Here is a 17,381-nt window from a genome sequence, read left to right as displayed (position 1 = left end):
CTTGTAGGAAAACGCTATTTTTCGACTTCAAATTAATGGCTTAGTGGCAAGCAACTCACATGTGAGTTGCGGATCGCGGAGTGACATCAGATGACATTACTTGGCGACAACTGCCGAAATGTCAGCGAAACCCGCAGAATTCCTCGCCTCCCAAACACCGGATCTCCGGGTACGGTGTGCTCAGTTTTCCCATGCCTGCGCGCGGTGCCCAGTGACTTTGAGCGTCATTTTTCGAGCGACCTTCGACAACTATACTGACGGAGCGTAAGCAAGGCTCCGAGAGGTAGTAATGGCGACAAACCTCGCCTAGCCAATGGCCTCTAGCAGCTCGTCGTACCCTTCGATCTTCTTGAATTGAACCTCTGGCGAGACATCGCGGAAATACCTCTCGGCGCTGTCGATGCTTTGCAGCTCAGCCATCCTTAGTTGCTCTGAGCTCGTGTCCGCCTTCGTTTCCGCGACAAAGTAGATTTGTCGCTCTCCAGCAAACTCCAGGGCTATGGCCCAATCCGGATTATAGCTTCCTCCCGGCGTTGGGATCATGAAGCCACGAGGTAGCTTCGCATATACAATGACTTCCTCGGCCGCCTCCAACTCCTGCGCGAAACTACGCTCGTTCTTGGAGTCGACTGCTACGTAGTTGTAGACGTGGTTCGACGCTTCGAGCGCTCCTTCCAACGGTATCTCGTATCTGTCGGTCTCGAAGATTGAAACGTCGTAGGTCTGCCCCGTTTTTTCATAGCGCAGGGACTCGATTGCCAAGGCCACCTTCTGGCGGCGGATCAACTCTGCGGCTTTGCGCAGGAACATTTCCGGGTTCTGGCCGAACATCGCAAAGGTGCTTGCATTGATACCGGTGAGAATGCGCCCTGCCGTTTGCCGGGTAAGCCGCGTTAGAGATGCGAGCTGGCCGATCAAGTCGAAGCGAACTTCGCTTTCGACCGCGTCTTCGTGGTACTCGGACCGCGATCGTTCTTCGCGGAATGCGGAGCGGCTGCGAACGTCCTCTACCCCAATGCCGGTGCTTAGCTCCGCACCTGTCACGATGATCCGTTGGCGGTCCACTGTCAGGTCGCTGTCGAGCCGCGCTATGGCGCTCGCGATCAGTTTTTCGGTATCGAAGTCAGTGAAATAGACCGCCTTCTGGTTGATCCGGTTCCAGAGCTCCAGGAACGCTTCCTTCTCTAGATTTTTCCGGCGCACTTCGGGCATGACCGTTTTGCGCCCATTGCCTGTCATCCGGCGAAGCGCGGTTTCGTCGAATACGGTATCGACCAATGCCACATACTCTGCTGCTTGCTCTTGCAGGGTGTAAGGGAAGCTCGCCCATACAGCCTGGGCTTCGGTTGATGCTTCTTCGATTTTGCCCGATGCTCCTGCGGAAACGGCCTCTGCAATGGTGTCGCGGCTCTCATGCCACTTCGCTGTGATGTGCCGGGCAGGATCGATATAGCGCTCGCCGATCAGCCAGTATTCGAGCTCTGAGGCTTGGGCCTGGGTGACTTCTTGCGGGCCGGTTGGCGTGGTGATCGAGAGGGTCTGGAAATAGGCCGCTGTCGCCTCGCGCTGCCGTCCCTTGAGCGCGTCGGCCATCTCGTCTTGGAGCGCCTTGGCGAAGTCGTCATAGCTCTCGGACGCGATGACGGTGAGGACGTTGATCTGATGCACGACGCTCTTGTCGTCGGTGCGGTGGCCATCAGCGTCGACGCTGATGCGCAGACCGCGCCCTACTTCTTGCCGCTTGCCGATTTCGTGGTCGGATTGCTTGAGCGTGCAGATTGTGAAGACGTTTGGATTGTCCCAACCTTCGCGCAAGGCTGAGTGCGAGAAAATGAAACGAACCGGCTCGTCGAGCGACAACAGGCGACCTTTGTTCTTCAGGATCAGGTCGTAGGAGGACTCGTCCCGCGCTTCGCCTTTCTCGTCCCCGGTCTTGTTGACCGACGGGTCGACCATGCGGCCTTTTTTGTCGATCGAGAAATACCCGTCGTGGACCTCGTCGGGGCGGTCGCGCTTCACATAGGTCAGCCAGGCCTGGTCAGTCGTATCGAGCTCCTTCAGCTCATCGAGCGCGCGCTGGTATTCGTCCTCGAACATTTGCGCGTATAGGCCATTCTGCTTCTCGCCGTCTTCATCATAGAGGCGGTACTTCGCGACCTCGTCGATGAAGAACAACGAGAGCACCTTGATCCCCCGCGCATGCAGCAGCCGCTCGCGTTCGAAGTGGGCGCGGATCGTTTCGCGAATTTGCACGCGGCGCACGGCGTTCTCGCTGGTGTCCCCGGTGACGCGACCTTCCTCCAGCATCTCGCCATTGGTGAACTCGAGCGTCCGCTGGGTCACGTCGATGTTGGAGACGGTGTAGCCCGTATATTCGGCCAGACCGCCGGATTTCTCCTCCAGCTTATCGCCATCGCGCAGCCACACCGGCTTGCGCTTCACCTGACCGCCTTTCAGGCCATGCTCGATCATGACCCGCGCTTCGGGCTTGCGGCCATCGGTGAAGGTGCGGAAGTTCGACAGGTAGAGATAGCCGTCGAGCCCCGGCAGCCCCTTGGTCGTCACTCCCTTCACCTGAATCTTCTTCACCAGCTTGCGATTGTAGGCGTCGAGCGCATCGAGCCGGTGGACGAGGTTATAACGCGTCTTGTGGGTAGCCGAGAAACGCAGGGCGAGCGGCGACTGGAAGTGCGTCATCGCGGCTTGCGTCTTCGCGCCTTCCATTCGCTGCGGTTCGTCGAGGATCAGGATCGGACGATTGCCCGCGATCACATCGATCGGACGCCGGCTTTGGAAGCTATCGGGAGTGTCGAAGATGATCCGCCCGGCCCCGCGCCCGGTATCGCCGGCGCGCACGTCGGCGGTGAAGGCCTGTGTGTTGATGATCATGCAGTGCAGCCCGCCATCCTCGCTGAACGAAGTCAGCTTGTTGAGCTGGCCGCTGTTGTAGACGAAGTGCCGGATCTTGTGACCGTAGAGCGAGTGGAACCAGCCCTCGGTATCCTCCAGCGTCTTTTTCACCCCTTCGCGGATCGCGATGCTCGGCACGATGATGATGAATTTCGACCAGCCATATTCGGCAAAGAGCCGGTACATGGTGTCGATATAGACATAGGTCTTGCCGGTGCCGGTCTCCATCTCGACGTCGAGATTGACGGGCGCTGCCCTGCTGGTCGCCAGTTCGCCAGAGGGCGGCAGGTGCTGCGCCATCTGCACCTTGCGGATGTTTGCGAGCAGGTCTGCGTCGGAAAGCTTGAGCGGTGCGTTGCGCAGCCCTTCCTCGAACATGCTCGATTGCGCGGCGGCATCCTTGCCCGGATCGATCTGGTATTGGACGCCCTCAATGCGCGGCTGACCGGCAAAGCAATCGACCACGGCCTGCGCGGCCTTGGCCTGGTAATCGAGCGGTTTGAATATCTGCTTGGTCATGCGCTCAGAGCACCCGGACCTGGGTATCGGGGGCGCGTTGCTGGAACCGGCTGTGGACGTTTTCCTTGGTCGCGTCGTCGGCAAAGCCATCGTCGCGGAACAGGACGCGCAAGGGGGCAAGCTCGGCCAAGGCGTCGGCCAGTTCGGTATCGATCCCGCCCTTTCCGCTGCTGTTTGGTTTGGCAAAGCATGCGATCAGCGCCGCGCCACCAAGCGAACCGGCGCCGCTGCCGTCTTCGGGTGCATCGACTAGCCAGACATTGCGCCCGGCCAGCTCGCGCTGCTCGACTGGGAGGGTGATGTCGACGCCCCAGCGCAGCAACGCGCCGAACAGTAAGTCCTCTTCACTGCGGTCGTCCTTGATGTGGCTGACCATGCCGATGAGCGCCTCCTGTGTAGCCTCTTTTGGCGTCACGCTGGTGTCGACGAAGTTGCCGCTATCGATCCGGAAAGCGCGGAAGCCTGTGTCTAGTTTGCTCACAAGAGTAGGGTCTTCATCGAGCAACGTCTGGCCAGCCCGCCGGATACGTTCTCTGGAAAGTTCCGCTACAGAGACAAACCCCTGCTTCGCAGCTTCGGCCGCCGGATCAATCAACTCATCCAACTGAATCATCATGAAATTGTGTCGCGTCCCATGCTTCGCGTTGTACCGAAGCACTGAATGGGCTGTCGTGCCGGAGCCCGAGAAGAAGTCCACGATCAAGGAGTCTGTTCCACCGCCTATCTCAATCAAGAGGTCGATCAGTTCGACGGGTTTAGGAAAGTCCATGACGGCTTTCCCGAAAAGGTCTTTGACTGCTGCACGGCCTCGATCATTGTTAAATTCCGCACCATCCCAAATGCTCTTCGGCATGGTCCTGCTGGCTTCACCGTCTTCGCCATGCAGGTAGCTTTTACGGAAAACGCGCCATTCGCCTTTTACCTGTTCAGCGAGGAGCATGTGAGATTCGCTGCGAATTTTCTCCTTGCTCCATGTCCAACACGTAGGTGTCTCATCCGAGGCGAGGGGAAGGACCGGACCTTCGAGACCTTCACTCTCTTCCAAATAGACAGAACCGTCTTCCGGCTTCACATACAGCGGGAAATAGAGATTTGGCCGTGTTTCGGGATTAAAAGACTGATTTCGGTTTCGGAGACCGAGCAATCTGTACGGTCCATTCTCATCCTCCCGATCAAACTCATTCACCATATTCTCTGACCGAGGCATACCTCTCAGCGCGTGGCCACCACCAGCGTCCTTGGCATAAATGATCAAATTCTCGTGGGTGCTCGCGATGTATCGATCGAGATGTCGCCCTCGCGGATTGACCTTAACGGCGATCGAATAGACGAAGTTATCCTCACCGAAGATCTCATCAGCGACTTTTCGAAAAGCCGCGTCTTCGTTCTGATCGAGGCTAACGAACAAGACCCCGTCGTCGGCAAGCATGTTTCGGGCAAGCTTCAGCCTCGGAAGCATCATGCTTAGCCAGTCAGAGTGAAATCGGCCATTGCTCTCTGGGTTGGCCACGAGGCGTCCCCCAACCGCATCACGTTGCTCGCTCTGTTCTTCATATGCGCGTCGCGACTGAGAGAAGTCATCGTTGTATATGAAGTCATTGCCCGTGTTGTAGGGCGGGTCGATGTAGATCATCTTGACCTTGCCGAGATAGGTCTCCTGGAGCAGCTTCAGCGCGTCGAGATTGTCGCCCTCGATAAACAGGTTGCGCGTGGTGTCGAAGTCCACGCTTTCCTCGCGCATCGGACGCAGCGTCTTATCGATCGGCGTGTTGGCGGTGAGCAGCGCCTGCCGCTTGCCCGGCCAATCGAGCCGGTACCGTTCCGCCGGGCCTTCGACCAGATAATCGGACAATGCCTGCCGCAGCAGGTCGAAATCCACCATGGGCGCATCCTCGCGCGATCCTTCGGTCCGGCATTCGGGAAACAGCTCGAGCAATCGCTCGATATTCTGCCGGGTCAGGTCGGGTGTGGAGGCGTCCAGTTTCTCGATGGTCATACTATTCGGTCAGTTCTTTCAGCGCAGCCTGGGCTGCGCGCAATTCACGGTTGATCTCAGTTTTGCGGGCAAAGTCCCCCTCGCGGCGCAACTTCAGTTGCAGCCGCTCGACTGCTTTGCCCTTTGTGGCGATTTGGCTCAAGCGTTCTGCCTGCGTGCGCAAGCTCTCTCCCCCGCGAGGGCCATACGGCCAGAGCGACCGGAGCAGCCCGGCATAGAGCCCCTCAATGCTCGCCGCCTGCGGCAAGGGCGCACGGGACTGCGTATCCGCGACCCATTGCCCACGCCAATGCTCCAGCGTCACGGCCTGCGACTTGTCCGCCTCGCTGCGCCGCTTGTAAGCCGCCGCAAGCCTAACCTCGTCCCCATCCGGTGCATGGCGCACCAGCTCAAACAGGATCGGATGCGGAATGGCCTTGTCGATATGCGCGAGCACGCGGTCGTCGATCCGGTCGCCGCGCAGGGTGAGGCGGAAAACCTCGATCTCGTCCACGCCGCCAGCCGAAGGCAAGTTGACGCTGCGCTCGAACAGTTTGAACGCCCAGTCGATCCGCTCGACCTGTGCGTCATAAAGCGCACGGATCGCCTTGCCTCCGCCCGCTTGCCTGAACAGGCGATCGCGCGGAATGCGGCTTTCCACCTTTGCCGCAAGAGGCCAGGCGAAGAGCGTGCTCATGCAGCCGTATCGCGCACCACGAGGAAAGCGATCAGCTCGAAGTCGTCGATCCCGGCAACTTCGCCTATCAGCGCGGTAGTCGGCCCGCTGGCAAACAGGCTGTCAATGTCGCGTCCCTGCTTCTCCTCGATCATCGAACGGATCGCGTCAGAAAGCAGGTCCGAGTATTTCTCCATCCGCCGCCCGTCGTCGGTCTCCCGGTTAAAGGGCTCGTAAAGCACGGGATCGGGCTCGGTCCGGTTGCGAGCTGCGGCGCGGAGCATATCGAGCGCATGCTTGGGATCGGTGTGCCGCACCACCGCCTCGCCGTTCTCCTTCACGTAGACGAGGTAGAAGGGGTGCAGTCGGTTGTGCTGCTTCAGCTCCGCCTCTGCATCGAGATTACGAAGGCAGAAGATGACGCCGGGTGGCAGCTTGGGACCAGCTGGAACGATCGCATGCATACCAAGCGGCGCATCGTCGAGACTGCCATTCTCGCGCACCCAGCTGACCAGATCCATGCGGAAGTCGTTGAGGCCAAGGTCGGTAATGCCGACGCCCTGACGCAGGTCCTCTAGATCGACAACCTCCTCCTGCATCCGGCGAAGCTGCTCGCGGCGATATTCGACATCGTTCTCGCGCGCAGTGAGCGGGTTATCGTCGCCTGTCGCGGTGAGGTCGGCAATGACCATACGGCCTTCGACGCGGTCCTTGAGATTGATGTAGTCGTCGAGCTCGATATCGGGCCAGTAGCTGACAAGCTGGATGCGTGCATTCTTGCTGCCGATTCGATCGACGCGACCGAAGCGCTGAATGATCCGGACCGGGTTCCAGTGAATGTCGTAGTTCACCACCATGTCGCAATCCTGCAGGTTCTGGCCTTCAGAAATGCAGTCGGTGGCGATCATGATGTCGATCTCGCGGGTTTCCTTTGCGAGCCGCTCGATCTGGGCCCTCTTCTTCGAAATGGGCGAGAAAAGCGTGAGAACGGCGTTGAAGTCGAAGCCATGGCCGAGCGTGGTCTTGGGTCCGCCTGAGCCGGTAACGAGGGCCGAATGGCGGCCGTCCTTCTCAGCGACCAAGCCAGCGATCTGGTCGTAGAGGTATTCGGCGGTGTCGGCGAAGGCAGTAAAGATCAGCAGCTTTCCATTGCCCTCGTTGATCGGCTCCTCGCGCTTGCGCTGGATGAAGTCGATCAGGTGCTGCAGTTTCTCGTCATGCTCCGGCTCGATCCGCTCCATCTCGGCGAGCAGTCCGTCGATCAGGGCGACATCGCCTTCCAGATCATGGCGGTAGGAAACAAGGTCCATGTCTTCCAGCGCCACGCGAACCTGTCCACGCTCGAGCTCGGTTGGCACGTCGTCTTCATCATCGGGACGCTCGATTTCATACGCAAAGCCCGGCCCGCCTCCCCGCTCGAACTGGGCGATGGCCTTCAAAGTCGCATGATGCGTTGCGGAAAGGCGCGAAAGGGTGAGGCGGAAAGCCTGAACTGAGCTCTCCAGACGCTTGAGCAGGTTGACCCGCATTAGCGCCTTGATCGAGCTTTCGCGGTCGGTGCCCTTAAGTACGTTGGTCTCAGTCGCGGTGTCGTATTGCGAGTAATTGTCCCTCCGGCTCGGCTGCACGTAGGTCAGCGGCGCATAGACCGCGAGGTTGAGCTTGCTGAGCTCGTCGTAGATGGCGTTGAAGGTCGGAACGCCGGGTCTGTCGGTCAGCGCGGGCCGGAAGGAAGCAGGCTTGAGCCGCTCGGGGAAGCCGCCGATCTCTTCTGTATCGTAGTAGGTGGTGATGTGCCGCCGGGACCGCGCAATCGTCACGCTGTCGAGTAGATCGAAGAAAGCGAAGTCCAGCCGGTCGAGGATGGCCTGAGGGGTCCGCTCTTCGAGCGGCAACTCTTCCCATTCGTTGAAAGCACGCTGGGCCTGCCGGAAAATCTCGTCGATGGTCTGATTGACGCCAAGCTTTTCAGCAAACGCCTTACTGTCACCCTCATAGGCCAGCGCGAGCTGGTTCTTTAGGTCTGCAAAACGGTTGTTTACCGGCGTAGCCGAAAGCATGAGAACCTTGGTTTGCACGCCCGCCCGGATGACTTTGTTCAACAAAGCACGGTAGCGCGTCTCCGCCTCGCCCTGCGCCAGCGTAGCATCGTCGTTCCGGAAATTATGGGACTCGTCGATTACGATGAGGTCGTAATTGCCCCAGTTCACCTGATCGAGCGGCATGCCCATGGAGTGCCCACTCGAACGCAGCAGGTCGGTATGCGCAAGAACATCGTAATTTAGCCGGTCCTCGGCGAGAATATTGGTTGTCAGGTTCTTGTTGTAGGTGTGCCAGTTGTCGGCGAGCTTCTTTGGGCACAGGACAAGGACCGACTTGTTGCGCAGCTCGTAGTATTTGATCACCGCAAGCGCGGTGAAGGTTTTGCCAAGACCAACGCTGTCTGCCAAAATGCAGCCGTTGAAGGTCTCTAACTTGTTGATCAGGCCGAGCGCGGCATCCTGCTGGAACTTGTAAAGCGTGTTCCAGACTTTCGTTTCACGGAACCCTGTCCGATCATTCGGCAACAGGTCTTCGTTAATGTCCTCCAGAAACGTCCGGAAGATAATCGAAAGCATCAGGTGATAGATGCGGGCAGGTGAGTTTTCGGCGTAAACCTGTTCGAGCTGCCGACAGAGCGCATCGGTCACGTCTTGTAGTCGATCAGGTTCCTGCCAGAGTTGGTCAAAGAGACCGGCGTATCGCGCGACTGCGGGTTCGTCCGTGATCTTGTTGATCATGGTCAGGTTGCCAGGCTGGTAACCCAAGTCGGCAGTCGTGAAACCGTGAAGACCCGTGTAAAGCGCACTCGATGTGTCTCCGGTTGCGCAAAGGAATGAAGGTATTGGGTCCTTGGGGTTCGATTTGAACCTGCCTTTTGTGCGTATCCAGTCGGCGCATTGGCGCGCCAAAGCGCGTGTCGTCATCTTGTTTCGAAGCCGTATCTCAAACGGCGTGCCGGCAAGATCTCGACGGTTCATTACCGGTGGAATGATAAACTCGCGATGCTGGCTCTTTCCGGGTCCGTGATCAGTGGCGAATGACGGTCCGGTAAAAATAAAGTGGAAACTCTCGACGTGTTGCAGCTGCTTCTCCAGCGAAGCAAAAGCATGAATAGAAAATGAGGCAGCCGCAATTTTGAGTGTCTGCTTGTTTCCGAGCTCTGATTGCAGATCATCGCCAAAGAGCGAACTTATGTTGTCCAGTATTTCCATGCGGCCCTTCAAGCGTGAATTCGTCACCTAGGCAACCGACCCTGGTCGGCAATCCATTAAGTTGAGCAATGATTTGCGAAGATATTTTCGCCACGCTGAATTGGGAAGCGACGAGATATGGCGTCGCCCTAGCGCTCGAAAGTGGCTGGTAAATGATAGTGATGCCTTCTGCATTGGGCTCAAGCTTCCATAAGCTTCAGCGCAGCAGCGCTGGCACGGGTCGATAATGCTTCGGCAATCGGCGCAACAGCATCCTCAGGCGGATTGCCGGGCACCTGCACTCCCTTCTCAATTTCCTCCGTCACTGCTTCGGCAAGATCACTTACCCGGCGGCGAATGTACGGGGCACCCAGCCCCGCCTCGTCCGCAAACCTTGCCGTGCTTTCCCAGTCGAATTCTTCGAGTGTCCCCGCGCGGCCAAAGCGCATTGCGAGCTTGGGGGAGAGCTCCTTCCACATGTGCGTGGCCACAAGATCGTAAAGCGGGGCAAGCACTACTTCGCCGTTTTCCCGGCGCAGGAGACTGTAGTTCTTCGCGTGGGCATCGGCATTGCCGATGATGAGATTGAAGATCGCGGCGTCGGCCAGCTTCAGCACTTCGCGCGCTGGCCGCGTCGCTGCGCTGCGCAACAGCGCGAAGCTATCGCGGAAAGTCGGCCCGCCCTCCGCCGCGTATTTGCGGTTTGAGGGAACGCCAAGTGCCTGAGCAAAGTCTTCCTGATGCAGGCGTTTCGTTTTTCCCTCGACCGACATCCGGTCATAGCGTTCGACTAGCAACAACGGTTTTCCCGCGACCTCGCGCCATTCTGCTTTGGCAGCATCGATGCCTACCGCTCGGGCTAAGGCGAGGCAGAAGGCTTCGTTTGCAGCTAATCCGGCAAAGCGATCCGGTTCAGGCTTAATCAGATGCGTGGATGGCTCGCCGGGACGAGGTATCGCAAGGCCTCCATCTGCGGTGACCACCACGGGCAGTTTGCTCTGCGCTCCTGCAAGGCTGAGCCTCGCGCCGCCCTCTCCTACCAGCATTGGCACAGCAGGCAGTCTATCCAACAATTCCGCCAGTTCGTTCTCTCGGAGTGGCTCTGGAGCGGCCTCGGAGCGTTCTTGGATCGGCTCTTCGTCTTTAGGCAGGAATGCGAGAGCACCGGCAACATCTCCGCCCAAGGCTTCAAGCAGCCGGAAAGGATTGTCGGGCGAAACTCCAAGCGCCCGAGCGATAGCGGTGCGCTGGCTTTCTTCGGGTAGCAGTCCGCCAAAGACTGCCTTGCAAGCATGATCTTTAAATGGCTCTTGCTGCTTGGGCATCGCATAGGAAAGCGCCGGGGCCGTTTCATCAGCCAGCCAGTCAGCCGCGTATACGAAATGCATCGCGCCGCCCTTGTCGATCGAGAGTTCGCCTGCCTGGCGCTCGTCCCACCAGACCACCAGCGTATCCAGAATTGGTAGCGTCACTCCGCCTCACCCTTCTTGGGCACATCCGCTCGATCCGCAATCACCATCCCGTCGGGCCCTTTGATCTGCAATTCACATCCCAGTGCTGAAATCACATCGAGAACCTTGCCCATCTGGACAGTGGGTTTTCCACGCTCCAACTCAACGAGGAAGCGCAAGCCGACGCCGCTTGCAGCAGCCAACTCGTCCTGTCGCAGACCAAGTTCCTTGCGTTCATCGCGAATGATTTGGCCAATAGTGGCAACATTGAGCATGAGCATCACCTTTCCCGAACGGGACATCTACGCTCGTAAATGCTCGATTGCAAGACTATTTTCCCGAACGGGATATTATGCGCTAGAAACACAAGCCCGAGGTAAAAACTTTCCTTAACGGGAAATTTCTACGCATCTCCAAAACCCCGTGACATTGAGCCCTATCTCGCCCAAAGACGCAGCCGAAAATCGCCGTTAAGACAAGCCGGGGGGCCATTGTGGGGGCGAGCCATGCAGCCTCCGCTCAAACCCATTTAACCACAAGTGGTTGCCCGTCCCCACTTGCCACCTCCGTCTCCGCCACCTTACTTTTCCCAGACAATCCCTTATCCGGATGCATGGCTCGCTGCCCCGTGCAAGGTTCGCGGGATCAGTCGATCTCAATCGCAACGCCTGCACCAGATGAAAAGTGGGTATCTGTTCAAGCGCCACTGCATCTGCCAACATGCGCAGATCATCGACACATTTTGGTCCAGGCTGGTTAGGGGGTATATGATCAGACGAAGGATTGTGCCGCTGCTGGTTTGCGCCATTCTGATTGGCAGTCCCACAGCGGTTGCCGCCGAAGACTTTGTTTCCGCCGCTTTCGACGTGGTGACAGAGGCCGACGTGACTTACGGCGAGGGAGTGATTGGCGCTTCAAGCGCCACGCCGCAGTCTCGTGACCTGAAACTGGACCTCTACAGGCCAGCGAGCAATGGCGAGCTTCTCGAAGATCGGCCTGCTGTGATCCTGGCTTTTGGCGGAGCCTACCATCGCGGATCAAAAGGAACCATCAGGTTCGAGGAGGACGGCGCATCCGATACGCCGATGGGCGAATATTGTGCGGCCCTCGCAGCGGCTGGCTACGTCTGCATGTCAATCGAATATCGCCTCGTTCCAGAAGATCCTGCTCCGCCTTCGACCCTTGGTTCAGCATCCCTGTATTCCAAAGAGACGCTCTCCAATCCTGCCGCAGTCAGTCGGGTGGAACTCATTCGAGCCAGAATGGGGCTCGCACCGCTCGACGACTTGTCTCGCGAACAACTCTGGAACACCATCCTGTCTTCGACCGAAGATCTCATACAAGCTGTCGAGTTTTCTAGGACCAATGCAAAACGCCTCGGCCTGGACCCGGATCGGATTGCCATCGGCGGCTTCTCGGCTGGCGCGATCACAGCAATCAATGCTGCTTACGGCCGCGGCGTGCCCGTACAGGGTGTCATATCGCTATCGGGAGGACTGATAGGCTTTGACCTGAGCAGAAGCGCGGTGTCGGGCATGCCGCCCGGATTGTTTTTCATCGGTCAGAACGATCTTCAAGGCATGCAGATCGGCACCCGAAGCATAGTTGCAATCTTGCAAGGCGCGGACATTCGAGCCGAGAGTGCCTGGATTCCTGGCTTCGGACACTTCTACCCTATGGGTGCCCCGAGCTTGGGCTCGGACCTGAGCAAGACCACAGTCAAACGGCGCATTCTGGAGTTCCTGGATCAGATTTTTGACCATGTCGAATAGGACCGGCACGGCTTCAACGCGCATCTTCTGCCATTTCGCTTGATCTTTCCCCCGGCGCGAATGATCAGTGTGCCCGGAGGGTCCATGGCACTGAATTCGTTTCTCTATCGGCTTGGTCAGGCGCTGGGTGACAATGCTGTTTCAAGCAGCGCGGTAAAACGCACATTTGCCAAGCAACTGGGCAGCCAGCTTGCCGGAAGGATTGAGTCATACGTGCAGGACGGCGGTGCCAGTTCGGTGCTGTCCGATTGCTCCCACCGGGACAACCAGAACAAGTGGCGGCAGCGCCATTACGTCTGGCGGCGCGAAGGAGAAGGGATATTTTCCGACCTTTCCCGATGGAACATTGATCAGATGGCGCGCTTTGGCGAAGTGCTCGCCGCGCTTGAACCGATCACTCACGAATACGGGCGCTACGGATCAAAGAAGTCGCCTGACTGGCTGCGCCACATCGTTCAATGGTGGTTGAGCGCGCAAGATCGTCCGCAACCGGTCGAAACGCTCGTGGACCTTTGCGACCTGCGCGGCCTTGGAGCCGAGGGCCCGCTCGAAATCCTGTTTTCGCGGGACCCCACCAACTACCGCTCGGACAACTGTCTCGACCGCTTTACTGGGGTCGAAAGCTGGCTGCGGGAAAATGCACCAGCCATCGCCAATGATGCTGTTCAGGCGGGCGCTGATGCGCGCGCGCAGCTTGCAACGGCAATCGGCCGCTTCCGTATTCACGACCTCTATCTGGCATTCCTACTGGATCTGGCGATGGGCACCGCAAAGGGCGCGCGGGCTGCAGCGATCCAGTCGCTGACAGGCGCAAAGCCCGAAACACTCGAAGCCGCATTCGAGGCAACCTACGCCGAAGCCAACCCGACCCGCCGCGCGCACCTGATCGAAGCTGCAGCCAACACTCTGGGTGATCGCGCAGGACCGCTGATCGAACGGCTGCGCGAAAGCGAAAGCTCGGCCAAGGTCAAGGCGGCGATGGACCGCGTTGCGGGGGCCGTGACGTCATCTGCGGCAAAGCCCCGCAATCCTTGGCAAAAGGATGGCGCTTCGGGCTTTGTCGCGATTGACGGAGAATGGGTGCCAGCGCCAGAGCGCACTCCTCCGCCCGAACGCAGCAAGATCGACCGGGAAGCCTATGACCTCCTGCGTGCTCCGATCGAGGCATACAATACCCACCTCAAGGAGATGAAGCAGCGCTACAAGGATGTGCCATATCACTGGTCAAAGCATCAGGTCTTTGCACCTGTCGATGATGCCATTGCCAAGCTGCGTGCCATCGCTGAAGGACAGAAGCCGGTATCGCAGAATTACAATTACTACAGCTTTGTCTGGCTGCACGGACAGCACGCCAAGTCAGGCGAAGTGGATCAATTCTTCGACCATCCATCGGTGACGCTGCGGCATGTCGTGCGGCTTGCCCGCGGTATCAGCGGCAATCGTCTGCTCGCCCAGTTCGCAGACTATGCAAGCGCGCCGGGCCTCGCACTCCAGCGGCGGTTAGCCAAGGGGGCAGACATGCGTTCTCTCGTGGAGCTTTGGCGCGAAGCGGGCGGGGAAGACTTTGTCGAGGAGTACCTGGGTTACAGGTGGTATTATCAGGATCACGGCCTTCCGGGTGAAGCATGGCCGATGCTGCTTGATGAAATGAACCGCCTAGACGAAGCAATGGGGATCATACCCCAAACGTCGAACACAAAGTTTGACACGCTTCGCACGCTACGATTGCTCACCCTTTTCCCGAAAGTCCCCGAGAGATACCGCAATCGCCTGATGATCCTCGCCAATGAAAGCGGGGTGAAAATCAGGGAACAGGCGCGCGATCTTCTGGCTGATGCCGAAGGGATCGAGGACGCGATCGCCTTGCAGTTGGATGATGGCAAGCAGGACGTCCGAGCACAGGCTGCAGACTGGCTGGCGCAGCGCGGTGCGGCCACGCACATTCCGGCAATACGGGCACGCCTTAAGAAGGAACGCAGCGACAAGGCGCGCGCGCAGATGATCTCCGCACTAGAGCGGCTGGGCGATGACACCAGCGATTTCTTTGACGAAAAGGCAATGGTTCAGGAGGCGGAAAAAGGCCTGAAGAAAGCCATGCCGAAAGGGCTGGATTGGTTTCCGTTTGACGGACTGCCGGCGCTTAACTGGTCCGACGGACGCCCGGTCAACCCGATCCTGCCGCGCTATTGGGTTGTCCTTGCAACCCGGCTCAAGGAAACTGGGGGCAATGCCCTGATTGACCTTTGGCTTGATCGCCTTGCCCCTGGTGATGCGCACAAACTGGGATGGATGATCCTGACTGGTTGGATTGCGCAGGATACGCGCACACCAAGCGATGAGGAGGCCAACCAGCACGCCCTTTCAAGGGTTGATCAGCAACTGGCGTGGAACAAGGACACGCTGAAGCGCTGGCCCCAGTCGGCAGACTGGATTTCGACCGACTACAACACCGTATTCGCGCAGATCAAACGCGGTTTTGCCAGCAACTATCTTGGCTCTGCAGCGGACAGCAAGGGGATGCTAGCACTCGCCAGCCGGGTTGAGGGCAGCGATGCAGGTCCGCGTATCAGGGCCTTCCTGAAGAACCATGGCAGCCGCACCTCTCAGGCCAAGGCGCTGCTTGACGTGCTGGCCAATATCGGCACGCCAGCGGCGCTTCAGGTGCTGTTGCAGACGGCCGATCGGCTCAAGCAGAAAAGCGTTCAGGCCCATGCCGCCAAGCTGATCGAGGATGTCGCGGAACGCCGCGGATGGAGCGCTGGCGAGCTGGCGGACCGCACTGTTCCGACGGGCGGTCTCGACGAAGACGGCACGCTACAACTCGAATGCGGAGCGGATCGCATCTACACCGCGCGGCTGGACGAGGAAGACAAGCTGGCGTTGTTCAATCCGCTGGGCAAGGAAGTGAAGGCCCTCCCACCGGCGCGAATGGACGAGGAAAAATCCGCGGTCGCCGATGCCAAGAAGGTGCTGTCCAAAGCGCGCAAGGAGGTGAAGCAGGTTGTTACGGCACAGACCGAACGGTTTCGCGAGGCGATGTGCATGGAGCGCACGTGGTCCAGTGAGGACTGGATCAACTATGTCGCAAGCCACCCGATTGTGGGACGGTTGGCCGCAAGGCTGGTGTGGATTGGAACCGACAAGGATGGCAACCCGCTGGCCAGCTTTCGTCCGCTGGGCGACGGGTCGTGCACCGATCAAGTCGACGAGGATATCGATCCTGCCGATTTCTCCCAAATCAAGTTGGCGCATTCGACATTGCTGGATGCCGATACGCGCTCTGCCTGGGCAACGCATATCGTCGATTACGATGTCAAACCGCTGTTCGACCAGCTTGGTCGACTGCTCCCCGAAATCAGCGAAGCGACCCGTAAGCAGCGCCTGATCAACGATCGCGAAGGGTGGATGATCGAAACCTTCAAGCTCAGAGGGATCGCAACCAAGCTGGGCTATCAACGCGGCCCGGCGGAGGACGGCGGTTGGTTCATGACCTATCACCGGGTCTTGCGCGAAGCTAAGCTGGTCGCCGAGGTCGAATTCACCGGGAGCACATTGCCCGAACAGAACATGCCCGCCGCGCTCATATCGCTCAGCTTCCGAAATCTTCGGGAGGACGGGAAATTCGGCACGCAGGTCGCGTTCGAGAACGTCCCCGATGTGCTGCTGGCGGAAACATGGCGCGATTATCATGATATGGCCGACAAGGGATCGGGCTTCGATCCTGACTGGCAGAAGAAGGCTGGCCTATGAACGAGCACACGACATCCGTATCGCTGGCGGCAGAGCATCGTTATGCCGATGAGCTGGAACGGCTGGCGGGCGATGACACCGCACCGCGTCCTTCAGGCTGGAAACTGAGCCCGCGCGCGGTCCGCCGGTTCATTCTGGGCGATCCAAAGCTGGGTGTTTCGCGCAAGTTCTATGGCGATGATCCACTGGTGGATCGTGCAATCGTTAGCCTGATGAGCAGGCAGGGCCTGATGCTGGTCGGGGAACCGGGCACCGCCAAATCCATGCTTTCCGAGCTGCTTGGTGCCGCGATCAGCGGAACCAGCGCGCTGGTGGTGCAGGGATCGGCTGGCACCAATGAAGATCATCTGCGCTACGGCTGGAATTACGCACTGCTGCTGGCCGAAGGGCCGAGCGAACGTGCACTAGTCCCTTCGCCCGTGCTCAATGCCATGCGCAGCGGGCGCATAGTGCGCTTTGAAGAGATTACCCGTTGCCCGCCAGAGGTGCAGGATGCGTTGATTTCAATCCTGTCGGAAAAGGCGCTCGCTCTTCCCGAATTGGGGGCAGACCGGGTCGAAACAGCCAAGCCCGGCTTCAACATCATCGCCACCGCCAACCTTCGCGACAGAGGCGTGCATGAAATGTCGAGCGCGCTCAAACGGCGGTTCAACTTCGAAACAGTCCATCCGATCGCTGATCCGGCATTTGAAAGGGAGCTGGTGATCAAGCAGCTGAGTGAGCGGCTGGAACCCGAAGGGATAGCACTGCGCGGAGTGGAAGAGGTAGCTGATCTGCTGGTCAAGACATTCCAGGACCTGCGCACAGGGCGCACCGCCGAAGGGACCAGCCTGAACAAGCCCGATGCCGTGATGTCGAGTGCCGAGGCTGTGAGCGTGCTGCATGCTGCGGCGCTGGAGGCGGTGTATCTGGATGACGGCAAGATCAACGGCGCCCATGTCGCGCGGCAATTGCAGGGTGTCGTGCTCAAGGATTCAGCTGATGACGGGAAGAAGCTGCGGGCCTACGTCGATCACATCGCGCGCGAGCGGGCCGGCAAATCATCGGTGTGGAAGGATTTTTACAAGGCCGCGCGCGCACTGAAGCTCGACTGAT

Annotated in this window: 9 protein-coding genes; 3 read left to right on the top strand and 6 right to left on the bottom strand. The window is 58.8% G+C overall.

Features of this window, described 5'->3' with window-relative positions:
• Positions 1-306 precede the first annotated feature (306 nt).
• The 6 genes from AABA34_RS04880 to AABA34_RS04855 form a co-directional block, all read right to left on the bottom strand.
• Positions 307-3,429 (bottom strand): restriction endonuclease, encoded by a 3,123-nt coding sequence (locus AABA34_RS04880; RefSeq protein WP_034951903.1) that lies wholly within the window; start codon positions 3,427-3,429, stop codon positions 307-309.
• Positions 3,430-3,433: 4 nt separating this feature from the next.
• Positions 3,434-5,425 carry a site-specific DNA-methyltransferase gene (locus AABA34_RS04875; RefSeq protein ID WP_034951901.1) on the bottom strand — a complete coding sequence of 664 codons (1,992 nt, stop codon included), beginning with the start codon at positions 5,423-5,425 and terminating at the stop codon, positions 3,434-3,436.
• A 1-nt stretch (position 5,426) separates the two neighbouring features.
• Positions 5,427-6,101 carry a DUF4391 domain-containing protein gene (locus tag AABA34_RS04870; RefSeq protein ID WP_034951900.1) on the bottom strand — a complete coding sequence of 225 codons (675 nt, stop codon included), beginning with the start codon at positions 6,099-6,101 and terminating at the stop codon, positions 5,427-5,429.
• On the bottom strand, positions 6,098-9,346 hold the full coding sequence (locus AABA34_RS04865) for a helicase-related protein (RefSeq protein WP_338304146.1): 3,249 nt from the start codon (positions 9,344-9,346) through the stop codon (positions 6,098-6,100). Before AABA34_RS04865 ends, AABA34_RS04870 begins: the two co-directional genes overlap by 4 nt.
• A gap of 167 nt (positions 9,347-9,513) precedes the next feature.
• Complete coding sequence (locus AABA34_RS04860) at positions 9,514-10,785, bottom strand: type II toxin-antitoxin system HipA family toxin (RefSeq protein ID WP_034951895.1); 1,272 nt, start codon at positions 10,783-10,785, stop codon at positions 9,514-9,516.
• A complete protein-coding gene (locus tag AABA34_RS04855; protein ID WP_445083772.1) occupies positions 10,782-11,045 on the bottom strand; it encodes a helix-turn-helix transcriptional regulator in 264 nt (87 codons plus the stop codon). Before AABA34_RS04855 ends, AABA34_RS04860 begins: the two co-directional genes overlap by 4 nt.
• A gap of 396 nt (positions 11,046-11,441) precedes the next feature.
• Between AABA34_RS04855 and AABA34_RS04850 the strand changes: the two genes are divergently transcribed.
• From AABA34_RS04850 to AABA34_RS04840, 3 genes are all read left to right on the top strand, one after another.
• Complete coding sequence (locus tag AABA34_RS04850; protein WP_338304145.1) at positions 11,442-12,536, top strand: alpha/beta hydrolase; 1,095 nt, start codon at positions 11,442-11,444, stop codon at positions 12,534-12,536.
• An 84-nt stretch (positions 12,537-12,620) separates the two neighbouring features.
• A complete protein-coding gene (locus tag AABA34_RS04845; protein ID WP_338304144.1) occupies positions 12,621-16,286 on the top strand; it encodes a DUF4132 domain-containing protein in 3,666 nt (1,221 codons plus the stop codon).
• Positions 16,283-17,380 carry an ATP-binding protein gene (locus AABA34_RS04840; protein ID WP_338304143.1) on the top strand — a complete coding sequence of 366 codons (1,098 nt, stop codon included), beginning with the start codon at positions 16,283-16,285 and terminating at the stop codon, positions 17,378-17,380. Before AABA34_RS04845 ends, AABA34_RS04840 begins: the two co-directional genes overlap by 4 nt.
• The last annotated feature ends 1 nt before the right edge of the window (position 17,381 follow it).

It is taken from the genome of Erythrobacter sp. Dej080120_24 (genome assembly GCF_036322605.1).
Lineage (GTDB): Bacteria > Pseudomonadota > Alphaproteobacteria > Sphingomonadales > Sphingomonadaceae > Erythrobacter > Erythrobacter aurantius.
This window is presented reverse-complemented; position numbering and strand designations above follow the sequence as displayed.